14 protein-coding genes are annotated in these 17,479 nt (G+C 34.7%); 10 read left to right on the top strand and 4 right to left on the bottom strand.

What is annotated here, in order from left to right; all coding sequences use genetic code 11:
• The first annotated feature begins 59 nt into the window (after positions 1-59).
• The 7 genes from ELD05_RS11560 to ELD05_RS11530 all read left to right on the top strand — a co-directional run bounded on the left by ELD05_RS11560 (position 60) and on the right by ELD05_RS11530 (position 11,056).
• The gene (locus ELD05_RS11560; RefSeq protein WP_127352550.1) at positions 60-2,330 is read left to right on the top strand and encodes a cellulase family glycosylhydrolase; all 2,271 of its coding nucleotides are present in this window, start codon (positions 60-62) and stop codon (positions 2,328-2,330) included.
• 268 nt (positions 2,331-2,598) lie between these two features.
• On the top strand, positions 2,599-3,543 hold the full coding sequence (locus ELD05_RS11555; protein WP_011916247.1) for an ABC transporter permease: 945 nt from the start codon (positions 2,599-2,601) through the stop codon (positions 3,541-3,543).
• Positions 3,544-3,572: 29 nt separating this feature from the next.
• Positions 3,573-4,478 (top strand): carbohydrate ABC transporter permease, encoded by a 906-nt coding sequence (locus ELD05_RS11550; RefSeq protein WP_127352549.1) that lies wholly within the window; start codon positions 3,573-3,575, stop codon positions 4,476-4,478.
• Between the two features lie 89 nt (positions 4,479-4,567).
• Positions 4,568-6,070 (top strand): ABC transporter substrate-binding protein, encoded by a 1,503-nt coding sequence (locus ELD05_RS11545; protein ID WP_127352548.1) that lies wholly within the window; start codon positions 4,568-4,570, stop codon positions 6,068-6,070.
• 161 nt (positions 6,071-6,231) lie between these two features.
• Complete coding sequence (locus tag ELD05_RS11540; RefSeq protein WP_127352547.1) at positions 6,232-7,563, top strand: ABC transporter substrate-binding protein; 1,332 nt, start codon at positions 6,232-6,234, stop codon at positions 7,561-7,563.
• 2 nt (positions 7,564-7,565) lie between these two features.
• Complete coding sequence (locus tag ELD05_RS11535) at positions 7,566-9,398, top strand: sensor histidine kinase (protein ID WP_127352546.1); 1,833 nt, start codon at positions 7,566-7,568, stop codon at positions 9,396-9,398.
• Positions 9,399-9,415: 17 nt separating this feature from the next.
• Complete coding sequence (locus tag ELD05_RS11530; RefSeq protein ID WP_127352545.1) at positions 9,416-11,056, top strand: response regulator transcription factor; 1,641 nt, start codon at positions 9,416-9,418, stop codon at positions 11,054-11,056.
• 65 nt (positions 11,057-11,121) lie between these two features.
• Here the strand turns inward: ELD05_RS11530 and ELD05_RS11525 are convergent, their stop codons facing one another.
• The 4 genes from ELD05_RS11525 to ELD05_RS11515 all read right to left on the bottom strand — a co-directional run bounded on the left by ELD05_RS11525 (position 11,122) and on the right by ELD05_RS11515 (position 13,597).
• On the bottom strand, positions 11,122-12,267 hold the full coding sequence (locus ELD05_RS11525; RefSeq protein WP_241243488.1) for an MFS transporter: 1,146 nt from the start codon (positions 12,265-12,267) through the stop codon (positions 11,122-11,124).
• Positions 12,268-12,333: 66 nt separating this feature from the next.
• Positions 12,334-12,621, bottom strand: coding sequence for a hypothetical protein (locus ELD05_RS11520; protein ID WP_241243487.1), 288 nt, complete (start codon positions 12,619-12,621; stop codon positions 12,334-12,336).
• A gap of 36 nt (positions 12,622-12,657) precedes the next feature.
• Complete coding sequence (locus tag ELD05_RS14555) at positions 12,658-12,759, bottom strand: helix-turn-helix domain-containing protein (protein WP_241243486.1); 102 nt, start codon at positions 12,757-12,759, stop codon at positions 12,658-12,660.
• Between the two features lie 130 nt (positions 12,760-12,889).
• On the bottom strand, positions 12,890-13,597 hold the full coding sequence (locus ELD05_RS11515) for a hypothetical protein (RefSeq protein WP_127352543.1): 708 nt from the start codon (positions 13,595-13,597) through the stop codon (positions 12,890-12,892).
• Between the two features lie 181 nt (positions 13,598-13,778).
• Here ELD05_RS11515 and ELD05_RS11510 point away from each other — a divergent pair, with 181 nt between their 5' ends.
• The 3 genes from ELD05_RS11510 to ELD05_RS11500 all read left to right on the top strand — a co-directional run bounded on the left by ELD05_RS11510 (position 13,779) and on the right by ELD05_RS11500 (position 17,468).
• Positions 13,779-13,955 carry a helix-turn-helix domain-containing protein gene (locus ELD05_RS11510; RefSeq protein WP_127352542.1) on the top strand — a complete coding sequence of 59 codons (177 nt, stop codon included), beginning with the start codon at positions 13,779-13,781 and terminating at the stop codon, positions 13,953-13,955.
• A 154-nt stretch (positions 13,956-14,109) separates the two neighbouring features.
• Positions 14,110-15,687 carry a response regulator transcription factor gene (locus ELD05_RS11505; RefSeq protein ID WP_127352541.1) on the top strand — a complete coding sequence of 526 codons (1,578 nt, stop codon included), beginning with the start codon at positions 14,110-14,112 and terminating at the stop codon, positions 15,685-15,687.
• A complete protein-coding gene (locus tag ELD05_RS11500) occupies positions 15,684-17,468 on the top strand; it encodes a sensor histidine kinase (RefSeq protein ID WP_127352540.1) in 1,785 nt (594 codons plus the stop codon). Before ELD05_RS11505 ends, ELD05_RS11500 begins: the two co-directional genes overlap by 4 nt.
• The last annotated feature ends 11 nt before the right edge of the window (positions 17,469-17,479 follow it).

Genomic DNA, 17,479 nt, shown 5'->3' with positions numbered 1-17,479 from the left:
ATGTGTTATTTAGGGAATTTTTTAATGATTACAAACGTTATTTTAGGAGGGTGAATTTTATGAAGAAAGAATGTCTTAGAGTTTTTGCAGTCTTTATGGTTTTTACTTTTTTACTATCTCTTTTTCCCTTTGTTACATTTGCTCAAAATACTGCGTATGAAAAAGATAAGTATCCACACCTGATTGGCAACAGCTTGGTAAAAAAACCTTCTGTGGCTGGAAGACTGCAAATTATCAAACAAAATGGAAGAAGGATTTTAGCCGACCAAAATGGAGAGCCTATTCAGCTTCGTGGTATGAGCACACACGGACTGCAATGGTTTCCACAGATAATTAACAACAATGCGTTTGCTGCACTTGCAAATGACTGGGGTTGCAATGTAATTCGCTTGGCAATGTATGTAGGAGAAGGTGGATATGCTACAAATCCTCAACTAAAAGACAAGGTCATTGAAGGTATTAAATTGGCAATTCAAAACGACATGTATGTAATTGTAGATTGGCACGTTCTCAATCCCGGCGACCCTAATGCAGAAGTTTATAAAGGGGCAAAAGACTTTTTCAAGGAGATAGCTCAAAAATTTCCAAACAATTTTCATATAATTTATGAGTTGTGCAATGAGCCAAACCCAACAGACCCAGGTGTAACAAATGATGAAGCAGGGTGGAAAAAGGTAAAAGCTTATGCTGAACCAATTATAAAGATGCTGCGTCAGATGGGAAATGAAAACATTATAATTGTAGGTTCGCCAAATTGGAGCCAAAGACCAGATTTTGCGATAAAAGACCCAATTGCAGATGACAAGGTCATGTATTCTGTTCATTTCTATACAGGTACACACAAGGTAGATGGATATGTATTTGAAAATATGAAAAGGGCAATTGAAGCAGGCGTTCCAGTATTTGTAACAGAATGGGGGACAAGTGAGGCAAGCGGTGATGGTGGACCATATCTTGATGAGGCTGACAAATGGCTTGAGTACCTTAACGCAAACAATATAAGTTGGGTAAACTGGTCTCTGACAAATAAAAATGAAACTTCTGGTGCTTTTGTACCCTACATTAGCGGTGTGTCTCAAGCAACAGATTTGGACCCTGGCAGCGACCAGAAATGGGATATTTCAGAACTTAGCATCTCTGGTGAATATGTACGATCAAGAATAAAGGGTATTCCATATCAGCCTATTGAGAGAACATTGAAAATTTCTCAAGATCAAGTCGCGTGTGCCCCAATTGGTCAACCTATTTTGCCATCTGATTTTGAAGATGGTACACGGCAAGGTTGGGACTGGGATGAACCATCTGGTGTTAAGGGTGCTTTAACAATAGAAGAGGCAAATGGTTCAAATGCACTTTCATGGGAGGTTGAGTACCCTGAAAAGAAGCCTCAAGATGGTTGGGCTTCTGCTCCAAGGCTAATTTTGAGGAATATAAATATAACAAGAGGTGATTGTAAGTATCTCTGCTTTGACTTTTACCTAAAACCAAAACAGGCAACAAAAGGTGAGCTTGCAATCTTCCTGGCGTTTGCACCACCTTCTCTTAACTATTGGGCACAGGCAGAGGATAGCTTTAATATAGATTTGAGCAATTTATCTACACTGAAGAAAACACCAGATGGCTTTTATTCTTTCAAAATTTCTTTTGATTTAGATAAGATAAAAGAGGGGAAGATTATTGGACCTGATACCCATCTGCGAGACATAATCATAGTTGTTGCAGATGTAAACAGTGATTTTAAAGGTAGAATGTACTTAGACAATGTAAGATTTACAAATATGCTTTTTGAAGATGTTACCCCTCAGACAACTGGGTATGAGGCTATTTCAAAGCTTTATTCTAAGAAAATAGTCAATGGAATTTCTACAAATTTATTTGGTCCTGAAAAGGCAGTCACAAGAGCTGAGGTTGCTGCTATGGCAGTCAGACTCTTAGATTTGCAAGAGGAAAGCTACATGGGAGAGTTTGCAGATGTAAGCAAAAATAGCTGGTATGCAAATGAAGTATCTACGGCATATAAGGCAGGCATAATTTTGGGAGATGGCAAATATATAAAACCAGAGAAGGCAGTGACACGGGAAGAGATGGCAGTGTTTGCAATGAGAATTTACAGGGTTCTGACAGATGAAAAAGTTGAAGCTACTGAAGAGATTGCAATATCAGACAAAAACTCAATCAGTAGCTGGGCAAGACAAGATGTAAATGCTGCTATTTCGCTTGGACTCATGGATGTATTTACAGATGGAAGTTTTGGGCCAAAAGCAAAGGTTACACGTGCAGAGGCTACACAAATAATCTACAAAATTTTAGAACTTACAGGAAAGATGTAAAAGGATAGATTTTATAATAAGCTTGTACCACATAAAGGGACTATCAAATAGGATAGTTCCTTTTTTTCTGCCTTCTACATTTTTTAATTTATACTTTTTTGACTGCTTTTAAATCAAAATAATGCAAATTTATATATCAATAATTAACAAAAAGAATGCAATTTTATCAATTCATTTTTTATAAGTAGGATTGTAAACTATAGTTGAAAATCAAACTCAGCGCAAGGGAAATTTCCAAAGACTTAACATAGAAAGGGGAACATGCAAGATGAGAAGTGGTCAGCGCACATATTCACGCTCTGGTTTTGTAAAAGAACTTAACAAAAATTTTCCATTATTTATAATGGCACTACCTGGGGTAATTCTCCTGATTGCATTTTCTTATCTTCCACTGTTTGGGCTTATCATAGCTTTTAAAGATGTACATTACGATGTAGGAATTTTAAAAAGTCCATGGGTTGGTTTTAAAAACTTTGAATTTCTATTCAAAACGCCTGATGCATTTATAATCACAAGAAATACACTCTTATATAACTTAGCATTTATTGTTCTTGGTAATTTAGCTGCTATTGCAACTGCAATTGCCTTAAGTGAGATGAGAGCAAGATTTATGGCAAAGTTTTACCAGTCGGTAATGTTTTTGCCTTATTTTCTATCATGGGTTGTTGTTGCCTACATGGCGTTTGCATTCTTGAGTGTTGACCTTGGAATATTAAATACGTTGGTTTTGCCTAAACTTGGAATAGAACCAATTGCATGGTATGTTGAGCCAAAACCATGGCCGGTGATACTTATTTTAGCAAATCTATGGAAGTACACAGGATACAATGCGGTTATATACTTAGCTGCAATTACAGGAATCGACCCTGAGTACTATGAAGCAGCGCTTATTGATGGAGCGAGCAAGTGGCAACAGATAAAACATATCACGTTTCCACTTTTGTCTCCACTGGTAGTGGTACTTGTCCTGCTTGGTATAGGAAGAATATTTTATGCAGACTTTGGTCTCTTCTATCAGCTTCCTATGAACAGCGGTGCACTCTATGATGTTACAAACGTCATTGATACATATGTATACAGGACATTAATGGGGATGAATGACATAGGAATGGCTTCGGCAGCAAGCTTTTACCAGTCGATAATGGGTTTTATATTAGTGTTGACTTCTAATCTCATTGTTCGACGACTTGATCCAGAAAAAGCTCTCTTTTAACAATCAAAATAGGAAAGGCGTGAGGATTCATGCATTCAAAAAGCAAATTTATGCAAATATCAACATCGGCAGAAGTGATATTACACATAGTGTTTTTATTCATAACTTTCTTATGCTTAGTTCCTCTTTGGGCAGTTGTTGCTATATCTCTAAGTGATGATGAGGCAATGAGACAAGTAGGGTATAGACTAATTCCAGTCAAATTTAGTGCAAAGTCATATGATTTTGTACTTGGGCAAGGGATTGCAATTGCACGTGCGTATGGTATTACAATATTTGTAACTGCGGTAGGTACACTTCTTTGTGTTGCGGTAGTTTCAATGTACGCATATGTACTGTTCAGAAAAGATTTTAAGTATAGAAAATTCTTCACTTTCTTTGGATTTTTCACAATGTTGATTAACGCTGGACTTGTGCCGTGGTATATAGTTTGTGTAAATGTGCTGCATTTAAAAAACACAATTTTTGCTCTCATCTTTCCATATGTAATGAATATGTGGTACGTCTTGATTTTTAGAACATACCTTTCAATGTCATTGCCTGACTCTATAATTGAATCAGCCAAGATTGATGGTGCAGGGGAATTTACTATATTTTTCAAAATAGTTATTCCATTAGTAAAGCCGGGACTTGCAACAATAGCACTCTTTGCAGCAATAATGTACTGGAATGACTGGTGGCTTCCGTTTATGTTGATTGAAAAGGAAGAACTATATAACTTGCAATATTTGATGTACAGGGTTCAGCAAAAAATACAATACTTAGCAGAGATTGCTTCCAAATTAGCGATGAATCCATCTATTCCGCCTGACATACCTGCAGAATCTGCAAGAATGGCAATGGCAGTTTTGGGAATGGGTCCAATAGTTTTAGCTTATCCATTCTTCCAGCGATACTTTGTTAAAGGTCTTACAATAGGTGCTATCAAAGGATAATGCGTGGTGGATATAAGCCTCGAAAGTCTGGTTTTAGCAGGCTGTGGGGCTTATAATAAAAAAACAAAAAGTTGGGGAGGTTGGTTTTTGTGAAACTCAAAAAGTTCTTTGTAGTGATGCTCATCTTAGCGTTTGCGTTGACAAGCGTGATTGGCATCGTAAGTGGCTTTGCAGCATCTTCATCTAAACTTCCTTATGTTAAACTCACATGGTATGTCATCGGTACACCACAGAAAGACTGGGATTTGATTAACCAAAAGGTAAATGAGTACATTAAACCAAAACTCAACGCTGAAATCAAAATGACAATGTTTGACTGGGGCGAGTACAACGACAGAATGCAGACAAAGATTGCAGCTGGTGAGCCATTTGACATCTGTTTTACAGCTATTTGGACAAACAACTACAGAACTAACGTTGCAAAAGGTGCGTTTTTACCACTCAACAAACCAGGAAATGACCTTCTTTCAAAGTATGCACCAAAGACAAAGAAGCTTTTAGGTGATGATTTTATAAAGGGTGCTTCAATTAATGGCATTTTATATGCAATTCCTGCAAACAAAGAAAAGGCTCATAACTGGGGATTTATTGTAAGAATGGACTTGGTAAAGAAGTATAAGCTTCAGGACATGTTCAAAAAAGTTAAGAAGTTAGAAGATTTAGAGCCATATCTGAAGGTTATTAAGCAAAAAGAGCCGGGAGTATATCCATTAGGAGCATATGCAGGTGAGTCTCCAAGATTCTTGCTTGACTGGGATAAGGTTGTAGATGATGATGTTCCTGTTTCACTCTATCCAAATAACAAGAGTACAAAGATAGTAAATGAACTTGAACAGCCAAATACAAAAGCTCTCTTTAAGACAGTAAGAAAGTATTACTTGGCAGGTTACATCAGAAAAGACGCAGCTCAGGTTACAGACTGGATGTCAGATTTGAAGGCAGGAAAGGTATTCGTAATGCCACAGTCTTTAAAACCTGGTAAAGATGCTGAAATGTCAATCTCAACAGGATATGAGTGGAAGCAGATTGACATCACACCACCTGTTATGTCTACAAGAGAGTGTATTGGTTCAATGCAGGCAATAAATGCAAAATCTAAGAATCCTGAAAGAGCACTCATGTTCTTAGAGCTCTTCAACACAGACAAGTATCTAAACAACTTAGTAAACTTTGGTATCGAAGGACAGCACTACGTATTCAAAGATAAAAAGAAAGGTATTATTGCTCCTGGTCCAAAAGCAAAGGACTACAGCCCAGGTCTTGGTTGGATGTTTGGTAACCAGTTTATAAACTACATCTATGAGAATGAAGACCCGAACAAGTGGAAAAACTTTGAAGAGTATAACAAGAAAGCACTGCCACTTTTGAGCCTTGGGTTTAACTTTGATGACTCAAAGGTTAAGACTCAAGTTGCTGCATGCAAGAGTGTATGGAAACAGTACATTCCACTTCTTGAGACAGGTTCTGTTGACCCAGATAAGTATATACCACAGGCAATCCAGAAGTTTAAACAAGCTGGAGTTGACATTATAATAAAAGAAGCTCAGAAACAATATGATGAGTTCTTAAAGAAGACTGGAAGAAAGAAATAAAAAAATATAGACAAACGGGATACCAATAGTCAGTTTTATATTGGTATCCCGTTTGTTACTAATATTAGTCAATTAATTAAATTGATTGGGGCATGAAAGATAAGGTAAAATATAATTAAAAATGTAGTTATTCAAGCAAGAGTGTAAGGTTGGGATTTTTAATGTTTAGTAAAAAGAAGATAGCTTACTTTAGCTTTTTCATACCGCTAATAACTACCATTACAATAATATTGATGCTAATTTTGAATACACAAAAAAACATTCAAGAAAACATAATGATTGCCAATGATGAAACAAATATTAAAACTGAGCTGAGATTTATTAGTTCATGGGGGGGTGTTGACCCTTATGCTGACACACTTTCATTTGTTTTGAATAAGTTCCAAGAAGAGAATAAGGATATTATGGTTGTTAATGAGTCTTTATTTGGTGATGATTTTTTGATAAAACTTCAAACTGATTTTGCTTCAGGAAACTCTCCTGATGTCTTTGGTCTTTTCCCAGGATCTGTTAGGGATATATTGATTAAAAACGATAAAGTTGCTGAATTAACCAATGTGCTAAAAAGTGATAGAAAGTGGTATCAAGGTTTTTATCCTAATATGTGGAAATATGTTATGTGGAATGGGAAAATTTATGGACTCCCCTTTGAGACAATTGTTGAGTGTCTTTTTGTAAACAAGGACATATTTGAAAAATATCATTTGAAAGTACCTCAAAATTTTACTCAGCTCAAAGACGTGTGTAAAAAACTCAGGGCCAAAGGGATCATTCCCATTGCTTTCAATGCTCAGCCAGAAGGTACGTACATATATCAAAACTTAGTAGTTGCAATTGGGACAAAGCAAGAAGTGGAAAACCCTTTAAAAGGTCATAAGATATCACCATCTTACATAAAAGCGCTGGATTACTTAAAAGAGCTCTACAAAATAGGAGCGTTTCCTGATAATTACTATACTCTTACTAGCAAACAGCGAAATGATTTATTTTTATCCAAAAAGGCAGCTATGATTGTTCAAGGGTCTTGGTTTATTCCAAAATGTGATCCAAAAACAGTTGATATATATTTTTTCCCTCAGGTAATATCAGGTGGCAAAAGACAGCTAATTTATGGGCTTGGTGGAGGAACATTTTATATGAGCGCATCTTGCTGGAAAGACCCCAAAAAGAGGGATGCAGCAATAAGACTTTTAAAATATCTCACCTCAGAAAAAACAGCAAGAATCTTTGTTGAAAGGACGGGACTTATTCCAAACGTGAAAATAACAAATCCACCAAAAATTACAAATCCACTCAGAGCAAAGGCTGAAGGGCTTATTAAAGATGCAGATGTGCTTGTTTCACCGCCTGACCATTTTATTGATAGGACTATTTGGGACGAGGTTGTTACTAAAAACATTCCTTATGTTCTAAATGACAAAATTACGCCTGAGCAGTTTTGGGCAAAAGCTATTTTGGCATGGGAAGAGAATATGAAAAAATTGGGTGAATAAGTATGGGAAAAAGTAAAGGAATTTTGGATAGGTTTTTAAAATATTACAGAAGCATTTCAATAGACAAGAAATTTTTGGCAGTTGCATATATCCAAATCTTTATTCCAATAATACTGATAGGTGTTGTAAGCTTTAGAATTTCTTCCGACCTGATTTTCGAAAAGTATATTGGTTACACCTCTGATGTTATAAAAACTGCAAGATTGAGAATTGTTGATAAAATAAATGAATTAAATCTGATTACCCAAGATGTATTGTATCAAAGTGAGTTATATAATGTACTTGAAAAAGCCCAAAGAAAAATTGACTATTACGACGATGTTGCCTCATTTACGAATAAACTTAGAAAGATAATCTTAGGACATCGTGATATTCAATCTATTGGAATTTTTACAAAAGACAAGAAACTGTGTATAGTTGACAACACATCTCAGAAAAAGGGACTTGATGAGATTGTACCACTGGCCATTACATTTGAGAGACTCTACCGTATAGCATCAAACGGCGATGGAAAACCTGTGTGGTATGTTGCAAATATCGATGGTGAAAACGAAAATAACCCAGTTGTTCTTATTGTAAGGCTCATTAATAATCCTAGGACGTTAAAATTTCAGGGAATTTTAGCAATTATGGTAAATACCGAACTGTTTACCAAGACATTTTCAGAGCTTGTTGCAGAAAAAAGTCAAGCAATTTCGCTCATTGGTCAAAACACATTCGTTTGTACAAAAGGACAGCTCAACAAACAAGAGGTTATGAAGCTTACCGATAGTATAAAAAACGAAAATGGCGTTGTTACATATACCTCGAAAGAGTCTATCGTAAATGTCTTGCCGATAAAAGAAGTAAATTGGTATATTGTAACATCAATACCTGTAAAAGTTCTTTTTAAAGATATAGATAAACTTCGCATATGGTTAATTATCCTTTGCTTTTTGTCCTTCATGATAACCTCTGCTACAGCTCTTTTACTCTCTATGGATTTTTTAAAACCAATCTCGGCTATTGTTGAGGCAACAAAAAAAGTAAGAAGTGGGGAGTATACTACAATAAATGACCTTGAGCGAAAAGATGAGCTTGGGCTTTTAATTGAGAACTTCAATAGCATGGTGCAGAAGATAAATCATCTTATAAATTCTATCTACAAAGAGCAAATAACGAGAAAAGAAGCTGAAATAAAAGCGCTGCAAAGTCAGCTCAATCCTCATTTTTTATTTAACATATTAGAGTCAATTAACTGGCTTGCGCAGCTAAACGGGGTATCTCAAATTAGTGATGTTGTGATAGCCCTCTCAAGACTTTTAGAGGTGAATTTGAAAGAAGAAAAATTCTTGCCTCTTGAAGAGGAGCTAAAATACATAACTTCGTACATTTCTATTTTAAAGATAAACTTTGGAGAGGAAAATCTGAAACTTGAGATTGACGCAGACAAAAAGGCTTTAAAGTTTAGAATTCCAAAACTCTTGATTCAACCGCTTGTAGAAAACTCTGTTTTTCATGGGATAAGACCAAAAGGGAGAGGCAAGATTTTTATTGGATGTTATGTGTTTGATGAAAAGCTCAACATAATTGTGAAAGACGACGGGATAGGGATGAATCCAGAAAAATTAAATAAAATTCGTGATGGTCTTGCAGATGAGCTTGAGTTTGACCAAGAAGAAAAATCATACACAAGAATTGGACTTCTGAATGTTGTAAAGAGATTAAAATTGATATATGGTAGTAATGCTCACTTTTCAATCGAAAGTGTGCCTAATAAGGGCACCACAATAAAGATAGAAATTTTGGTTGAGGCAATAGAAAAAGTCTATGAAGATAACTTAGAATACTTGTAAAGAGGGGTAATTTAAAGATGTACAAGATTTTAATCGTTGATGATGATATGCTTATAAGAAAGGGAATTAGAAATGTAATTAGATGGAAAGATTTTGACTGTGAGATCTGTGCCGAAGCTTCAACTGGCGAAGAGGCCTTAGAGCTTATTAAAAAGTTTACGCCTGACATAGTCATTACAGACATCAGAATGCCTAACATGGATGGGATTGAGCTAATTGAGAGAATAAAGGCCATTTTGCCTCAGTGTAAGATTATTATTCTCACGGCTTACAGAGAATTTGAATATGCTCAAAGAGCCATAAAATTTGGTGCATTTGATTTTTTGCTAAAGCCAACAAAGGTGGAAGATATAATAAATGTTGTTCAAAAAGCTATTGCCGAGATAAATAAGGAAAAAACAATGATAGAAGAACTTGAGAAGATAAATAGACTTTTACAAGAGAAATTGCCAATTTTGAGAGAAAACTTTTTGTTCAATGTCATATTTGAGATGATTACAAATGAAGATGAAATTGTCCAGATGGCAGAAGTATATAAAATTGATATAAAGAACTTTGTCATGATTTTGGCAGAATGTGGGATAAAAGAAGAAAACGAAAAACCAAATAGTCATTTGTATCTTTTGGGTGTTTCTAATATACTGAATGATTTTATTGATAAAGATTGTTCTATATATACAATATACCTAAACAATTCTCAAGCAGTCTATGTTGTAAGTTTTGAATGTGAACCTTCCAAAAAAGAGGAGTTAGAGTTTTTTGAACTTTTAAAACAACTCAAAAAAGCAGCTATTGAGTGTTTTAACATAGATCTGACATTAGTTGTCAGTACATGGGGTTACGGTATTGTGGAGCTTCCAAACAAATTCAAAGAGTGCATTGATGCTATTAACTACAAGTTTTACTTTGACAATGAAGACATAATATATTACAAGGACCTTTCACATCTTTTTGTGTATGTTGATGATAAAAAATTAAAATATTTGAAAAATGAAATTATTTCAAATGTAAGATATGGCAATATTTCAAATATAGATATACTATTATCAGAACTTGAAGAGACATTAAAAAAATCAAAGGCTGACAAACAATATATATTCAATCTATATTATCTTATGTTAATTGAGATCAACATGATAAAAGCTCAGGTTTTGTCAAGCTCAAGCCAATATGAACAAGAAGACAAGCTGCAAGACATTGAGTTTTTGAGTGAGATTTTAAAATGTAAAAGTATTTCTGAGCTAAATGGTGTACTTAAAATGTCAATCCAAAAGACAATCGAGGAGGTACAAAAGCACAACCAGAGCAAGATGGGCAGCTTAATTAAAAAGGTGATTGAATACATTAAAGCAAACTACTCTTACAATGAAATATCACTTTCAGAGATTTCGGAAAAGTTCTTTGTAAGTCCTTCATACTTAAGTAGACTATTCAAAAAGGAAACAGGAAAGAATCTTTCTGATTTTATAAATGAATACAGAATTGAGAAGGCTAAAGAGCTTCTTGCAACAACTGATTTGAAAACATATGAGGTTGCAGATAAAGTTGGCATCCCAGACCCTCACTATTTTTCGAGGATATTTAAGCGATATACAGGTTATAGCCCCTCTGAGTACAAAGAAGTAGTAAAGTTTAAGAATGTAAGGTTGAATGGATAGAAAAATGGGGCAACAGCTTTTGATATTGAGCTGGCCCCAGGTTATCAATTTTCGAGTAAACATTTTTAATCTCTTTTTAAGCTAACCACTTTCAAAAGAGATATAGAAGCGATAATTGCAAGGACTGCACCAAATATAAACGGTGCAGAAGGTGAGATGTATTGCCACAAAAATCCAGCTATCAAACTTGCAGGAAATGCGAATATTCCAACAGCCCCATTATAAAGTCCATAAGCAGTTCCTCTTTTTTCAGGCTCAACTAAATCAGCAACAAGTGCTTTTTCAACACCTCCTGTAAGACCATAATATAGACCGTATAGAATGTACAATATAACTATTTGATATGTCTTTGTTGCAAGGCCGAAGCCCAAGTAAATCAGAGCATACACAATCCAGCCAGCGACAATTAAATGTTGACGTTTTATTCTATCTGAAAGAAGTCCTGCTGGATAGGCACTGATTGTGGTGATAAAATTAAAAGCAGCTAACATCAAAAATATTTCTAAAATGCTCAAGCCCCTGTTTTGAGCTTGAAGTATTAAAAACGCATCCGAAGAGTTACCAAGTGTAAAGATTGCAATTGTGAGAAGATACAGCTTAAATCTTTTGTCGAAACCTTTTAAAGAGAGGTTCACTTTGTTTGCACTGCTGTTTCCATTTTTAACATCTACAGCAAATGCAACTATGAGAAAAAGAGCAATGAATACTGGGAAGATTGAAATTAAAACTAAAATTTTAAATAAATGGTCTGTAAGTTTAATTGCATTCTTTGAAGAAAAATAGATAACTGCAGAACCCACCAAAAGTGCCAAGATTGCGCCTGCCGGGTCCATTGCTCTATTAAAACCAAACGCCTTTCCAAGTTCCTCTTTTTTTGTGGTATTTGCAATTAGTGCATCTCTTGGAGATGTTCTAATACCCTTGCCTACTCTGTCGAGAAACCTTATTATCAGTACAAATACCCAGTTGTTTGCAAAGTACAAAAGTGGTTTTGAGATTGCAGAGAGGCCATAGCCCAAAGTGACAAGCCATTTTCGCTGATTTAACTTGTCAGAAAGATACCCTGAGAAGATTTTTAAAATTGTTGCAGTTGAGTCTGCCACTCCTTCTATAAGTCCTATAATAGATGTTTTTGTGTTCAGGACATTTTTCAAAAAAAGAGGCAACGCTCTTATTGTCAGCTCACTTGAAAAGTCGTTTAAAAAACTCACAAAACCAAATATAAACGCATTCCACGGTATACCAATGACTTTCTTTTCCTAATTTCCAAATTTCTGTTATTCATCCTCTTCATCTCCCTTTTCTTCATTCTGCCATTCAAATTCAAGTTCAAACTTGATGGTATCAACTCTTTTTTTAATTTTTACCTCCATCTCTACGTTGTCAGGAAATTCAAATCTTTTGTCTTCAATGGTGATTGATTTTTCATGTGCAATTGTGTCAAGTATCTCTTTTGCGTGAGAGATTAAGTTTTCAGTTTTTCCACTTTTTACTTCTTCGAACCGTGTAATAATTTGGTTTTTGAAATAATCCCTTGATGAGCCTTTGCCAAGCCACTCAAGCAAGGCCTTTTTTGAAAAGCGCCACTCTCTTCCAATCTTTCATGCAGGGATATCTTCATCCTTTAAAAGCTGATTAAACGTCTTGCTTGATATTTCCAAAAACTTAGCCGCCTCTTCAAAGTTCAAAACCTCTTTTTCCATTAAAATCACCTCAAATTATAGTTAAGTTACAGTTAATTTATAGTTATATTATAGTTTAAATGAATCTAAATTGCAATGCCAAATAATCTTCACCAAGAAAAATGCAAAAAAATAATGGACGAGATGTCTCTCATCCAGCTAAAAGTTGTAAACTTGTTGTGAAAAAGCTTAACAATCTCAAGTTAATATCTTCACTTTTCTTGTGCTCTGGCGAAAAGAAATTGACAGGAGGTTCTCCGCAAACATCAGAGCCAATTATGGTGTATTTAGAAGCAAAGTAGGAAAGAATCTCAAAAAGGGTGGCGACATCGCAGCTTCCTTGGTCCCATGTTGTTTTTAAAGAGGAAGAACTCAAAATATCTTTGTCAATGCTTATGTAAATATCAAATCGAGGCTGGATTTTTCTGTATTCTGAGGGTAATGCTATTTTTAGCTTTTGATTTTCAACATTCTTTTTTTCCTCTGAAAGTACAAAGACCTCAGCTACATTTTCTAAATCGCATGCATCTTTTAACCACGAGCCGCAGCTTACAAATCCTTCAAAAAAGTTTGAGTAATCAACGTGCTTATCAAAGACAATTAAAGAGATTTTTTGAGAAATGTTTTTGAGAAGTAGCAGGGTAAAATGATGAAAGTCACCTGAGCCAAGGAAACACAATGAATTTTTTATATTTTTAATCTTATCAGAGATCATTTCTAAGGTATTTGTTGAACACATGTATCTTGTAGAGCTAATGTTACTCAGGTCAATTGTTTTGCATAAGCTTTTGAGTCTTGGCTGAAAAGAATAGTAATTGTCAAACATTAACACATAAGAAGAAGACAATAAGCACTTCATTTGCTCATCATCCCCTTCTTAGGTTTTGGCATATGTAAAGTTCCCACTTAAAATTATACTACTTCTTTGCAATCCTTTTTGTGTTAAGAGCCGACGAAAGAGTGGTAATATATTTACTGTGAGGATAACAAAATTAAGAAAAGTCTAATTTAAAATTAAAGTGAAAGGAGAGAGAGTAAAAATGAACCCAAAAGAAATTGTGCTGCAGGCGCTAAAAAGCTCTGACCAGCCTTTGAAAACTCAAGACATTGTTGAAAAAACAGGGCTTGATAAAAAGGAAGTGGAAAAGGCAATAAAGGATCTTAAAAATGAAGGTCTGATAGAGTCACCAAAGCGCTGTTATTACCAGGCAAAATGAGGATACTCAAAAGACCTTTAAACAGCCTGCCAATTTAGTTCGCAAAAAAGATGGCAGGCTTTTTATTTTTAGAGGTTATAAATTTTTGTTGTATAATATCAATATAGAGTATATCTTTTAGTTGTAGCTTTTTGTGCAGGAGGATTTACTAAAAATGTTAAAACTTCTTATTGTTGAAGATGAAAGAATCACAAGAGAAAGTCTTGAAAGTCTAATACCTTGGGAAGATCTTGGAATAAGTAGTATAAAAAGTGCAAGAAATGGTCAAGAAGCTTTGAAGGTTGTAGAAAATTTCGCCCCTGACATACTTCTTTGTGATGTTAGAATGCCCAAAATGGATGGCATAGAATTTTCAAAGCATCTTAAAAGTTTGTTCCCAAAGTGTAAGATAGTATTTATAAGTGGATATGCTGAAAAGGAATACCTTCTTTCTGCAATCCATCTAAATGCCATTGACTATATCGAAAAACCTTTAGATGTTGAAAAAATAACTCAAACCATGAAAAGAGTAGTTGAACTTATCAATAAGGAAAGAGAAGAAGAGGAAAATAAAAAGAGGTTAATGGAATATTATAATGAAAGCTTTTGTTATATTTGTAGCCAGATTGTTCAGCAGCTTTTAAAAGATGAGCCAGATTATGATTTATTAGAAAGATATGGGATGGCCGATTTTGTCAGCTCTCACCTTATTCCAATTGTTGGTATAGTTAAATGGAAAAAAGAAGAGACACAAACAAGTGTAAATGATATCCTAAGGTACATATATCAAGAGACTTTTAATAAGCTTGGTGAAGAAAATGAAATTCCATTTCTCTTTTCATTTACCTCCTCAAATAGCTTTGTTGCTATTTTTAAAAGAAAAGACAAAATTGATGATGTAAAAACGAGAGAGTTTGTAAGTTTGCTAAAAGAAAGATTAAGTAAATTTTGTGATATATCTTTGGCAATTGGTGAGCCTACTCACAGTAGCAAAATAAAATCGTGTTTAGAGGAAATGGGCAAATTCATACATACAAAGATTTTCTATCATGGTTTTGGTAGTTTTTATATTTATAAGTCTTTAAAAAGCAATGAAGAATACAAGCTGCCTTTTAATTTAGAAATGTACGAACGCTTTCTGAAAGATGATGGTGTAAAGAAAGTAAAAGAAGAGATTGAAAGATTTTGCTTCTGGTTAAAATCAAATGAGTATCCGAACATTGAAAAGGTGAAAAACCTATTTTTTGAGATGGTAATAATTGCTTATGAGATAGGCAAGCAAAGAAGAATTACACAGAGATTAGACGAAGATGGCAGGGTACAAAAATGGAAAGAAATTGATCAAAAGATCACCTTAGATGAAATAAGAGAGGTTTTATATGAAACTCTTGATGGGATATTTGACATACTCAATCAAAGAGGAAATCTAAACAAAAAGGCTTACCAGATTATGAAATTTATAGAAGAAAACTATTTTGACAAGGAACTTACAATCCAGAAAATTGCTAATCATTTTTATTTCAGCCCTAATTATCTGTGTGCTATGTTCAAAAAAGCCACAGGTAAAACTTTGAACGATTATATAACTGAGGTGAGAATTGAAAAAGCCAAAGAGCTTTTAAAAGATGATAGTATAAAGCTATATGAAGTAGCAGAGAAGGTAGGATTTAGTGATCCTAATTACTTTTCTACAATCTTCAAAAAGAAGGTTGGACTTACTCCATCTGATTTTAGGGAGAGGTATTATGTATGAAAAAGATTATAGATAAATTTTCAAACATGAGCATAAAATACAAGCTGTTTGCCTCATATATGTTTGTAATTTTGATATCTTTTAGCATTTTTTCTTTTATAAACTATATCATTATCGGAAGGGATGTTGAAAAACAGGCAATTTACTCGTCGGGAAAGATTGTCGAACAGACAGCATCGTTTTTAGAAAACAGAGTGACATCTGTTAAAAATGTTTTGAATGTTTTAGCACTTGATTCAACAGTACAAGAGCTTATAAATAGACCAGACGAGTATTACTATGAAAATATAGGGAATTGGCTTGTTGACTCTCAAAGATTTACAAAGGTTTTCTACAGTGCGTGCCATAATTTCAATATCATTGACATTTCCATTTACATGACACAAGGTTTAGCAAGGCTGAGTGAAACAGAGAATTATTTTCTTTTTGAAAGGATAGAAAAATTTCCATGGTATGCTCAGATGGTGGCAAGTGGAGAGTTATTTCGATGGGTAACGCCAAGGATGCTTGGGATTTCAAAGGATAGTTTTGTATCACTCATCAGGCTTATACCTGACCCCAAAAACATTAGTGAATACAAGGCTGCTTTGAGGGCTGACATCTCCAGCAGTGAACTTAAGAAAATCTTGGACCAAGCACTTTTTACACGAACAACATTAGCATTTCTTGTAAACTCTCAAAATCAAATAGTTGCAAGTTCAGTAAATAAAACAGACTTGCCAATTGACATGCTGGCAAAAGAGGTATTGAAAAGATCAACATCTGACCAGGCAAAGGTTTTTGACCTCCAAGTTGAAAAAGAAAACTTTCTTGTCAGGACAAGGGGCATTAATAACACAGATTGGCAGCTTGTACTTGTCGTGCCTTACAAAGAGGTTCATCAGCTAAATGTAAAGACTATCAAGCAGGTATTTTTTATAATATTTTTGATAACACCTTTTACATTAATATTTGCCTTTTGGGCTGCAACCTCAAGTACCACAAGGATAAAACGACTCATTCATAATATGAAAAAGGTAGTGGAAAAGAGTGACTTTGATATTGAACTTGATTCAAGGTCCAATGATGAGGTGGGTCAGCTAATTTATACTTTTAACTATATGATAAGAAAGATTAAAGACTTGCTGTATCAACAGTACCAACTTGGAAAAGAAAAGAAGAACCTTGAGTTAAAAGCATTACAGTCTCAGATAAATCCGCATTTCTTGTACAATACACTGGATTTAATCAACTGGATTGCTATCAAGAATAAAAATGAGGATATCTCAAGGCTTGTAACATCACTCTCACAGTTTTACAAACTTAGTCTTAGCAGAGGCGAAGATGTTGTAATGGTCGAAAACGAGATAGAGCATGTAAAGGCATATGTTATGATTCAAAACTATCGCTTTGACAATTGTATCAGTCTCAAGATAGATGTACCACAAGAGCTTTTAAAGGCAAAAATTCCAAAACTTACGCTTCAGCCTCTTGTTGAGAACTCTATACTTCATGGTATCTTGGAAAGGGATGACCAGAAAGGTACAATAACAATAAAAGGTGAGATTCAGGATGGAAAAATGGCAACAATATATGTCATTGACGATGGAGTAGGAATTTCTGAGGATAAGTTAGAAAAGATAAGAAAAGGTGAACTTGAGACATCAAGAGTACATGGGTACGGGATAAAAAATATCAATGACAGACTTAAGATTTATTTTGGCAATGACTCTGGGCTTTTTTATGAGAGTATTCCGAACCAAAAGACAATTGCCAAGATAGTATTTCCTATTGAGGATTGAGCAAAAAATTT

It is taken from the genome of Caldicellulosiruptor changbaiensis, from assembly GCF_003999255.1.
Taxonomy (GTDB): Bacteria; Bacillota; Thermoanaerobacteria; order Caldicellulosiruptorales; family Caldicellulosiruptoraceae; genus Caldicellulosiruptor; species Caldicellulosiruptor changbaiensis.
Note: the sequence above shows the minus strand (reverse complement) of the source record. Positions and strands in the feature narration are given on the sequence as shown.

Coding starts and splice junctions, on each gene's coding strand:
- ELD05_RS11560 (WP_127352550.1), top strand. CDS start 60: ATGAAGAAAGAATGTCTTAGAGTTTTTGCAGTCTTTATGGTTTTTACT.
- ELD05_RS11555 (WP_011916247.1), top strand. CDS start 2,599: ATGAGAAGTGGTCAGCGCACATATTCACGCTCTGGTTTTGTAAAAGAA.
- ELD05_RS11550 (WP_127352549.1), top strand. CDS start 3,573: ATGCATTCAAAAAGCAAATTTATGCAAATATCAACATCGGCAGAAGTG.
- ELD05_RS11540 (WP_127352547.1), top strand. CDS start 6,232: ATGTTTAGTAAAAAGAAGATAGCTTACTTTAGCTTTTTCATACCGCTA.
- ELD05_RS11535 (WP_127352546.1), top strand. CDS start 7,566: ATGGGAAAAAGTAAAGGAATTTTGGATAGGTTTTTAAAATATTACAGA.
- ELD05_RS11530 (WP_127352545.1), top strand. CDS start 9,416: ATGTACAAGATTTTAATCGTTGATGATGATATGCTTATAAGAAAGGGA.
- ELD05_RS14555 (WP_241243486.1), bottom strand. CDS start 12,759: ATGGAAAAAGAGGTTTTGAACTTTGAAGAGGCGGCTAAGTTTTTGGAA.
- ELD05_RS11515 (WP_127352543.1), bottom strand. CDS start 13,597: ATGAAGTGCTTATTGTCTTCTTCTTATGTGTTAATGTTTGACAATTAC.
- ELD05_RS11510 (WP_127352542.1), top strand. CDS start 13,779: ATGAACCCAAAAGAAATTGTGCTGCAGGCGCTAAAAAGCTCTGACCAG.
- ELD05_RS11505 (WP_127352541.1), top strand. CDS start 14,110: ATGTTAAAACTTCTTATTGTTGAAGATGAAAGAATCACAAGAGAAAGT.
- ELD05_RS11500 (WP_127352540.1), top strand. CDS start 15,684: ATGAAAAAGATTATAGATAAATTTTCAAACATGAGCATAAAATACAAG.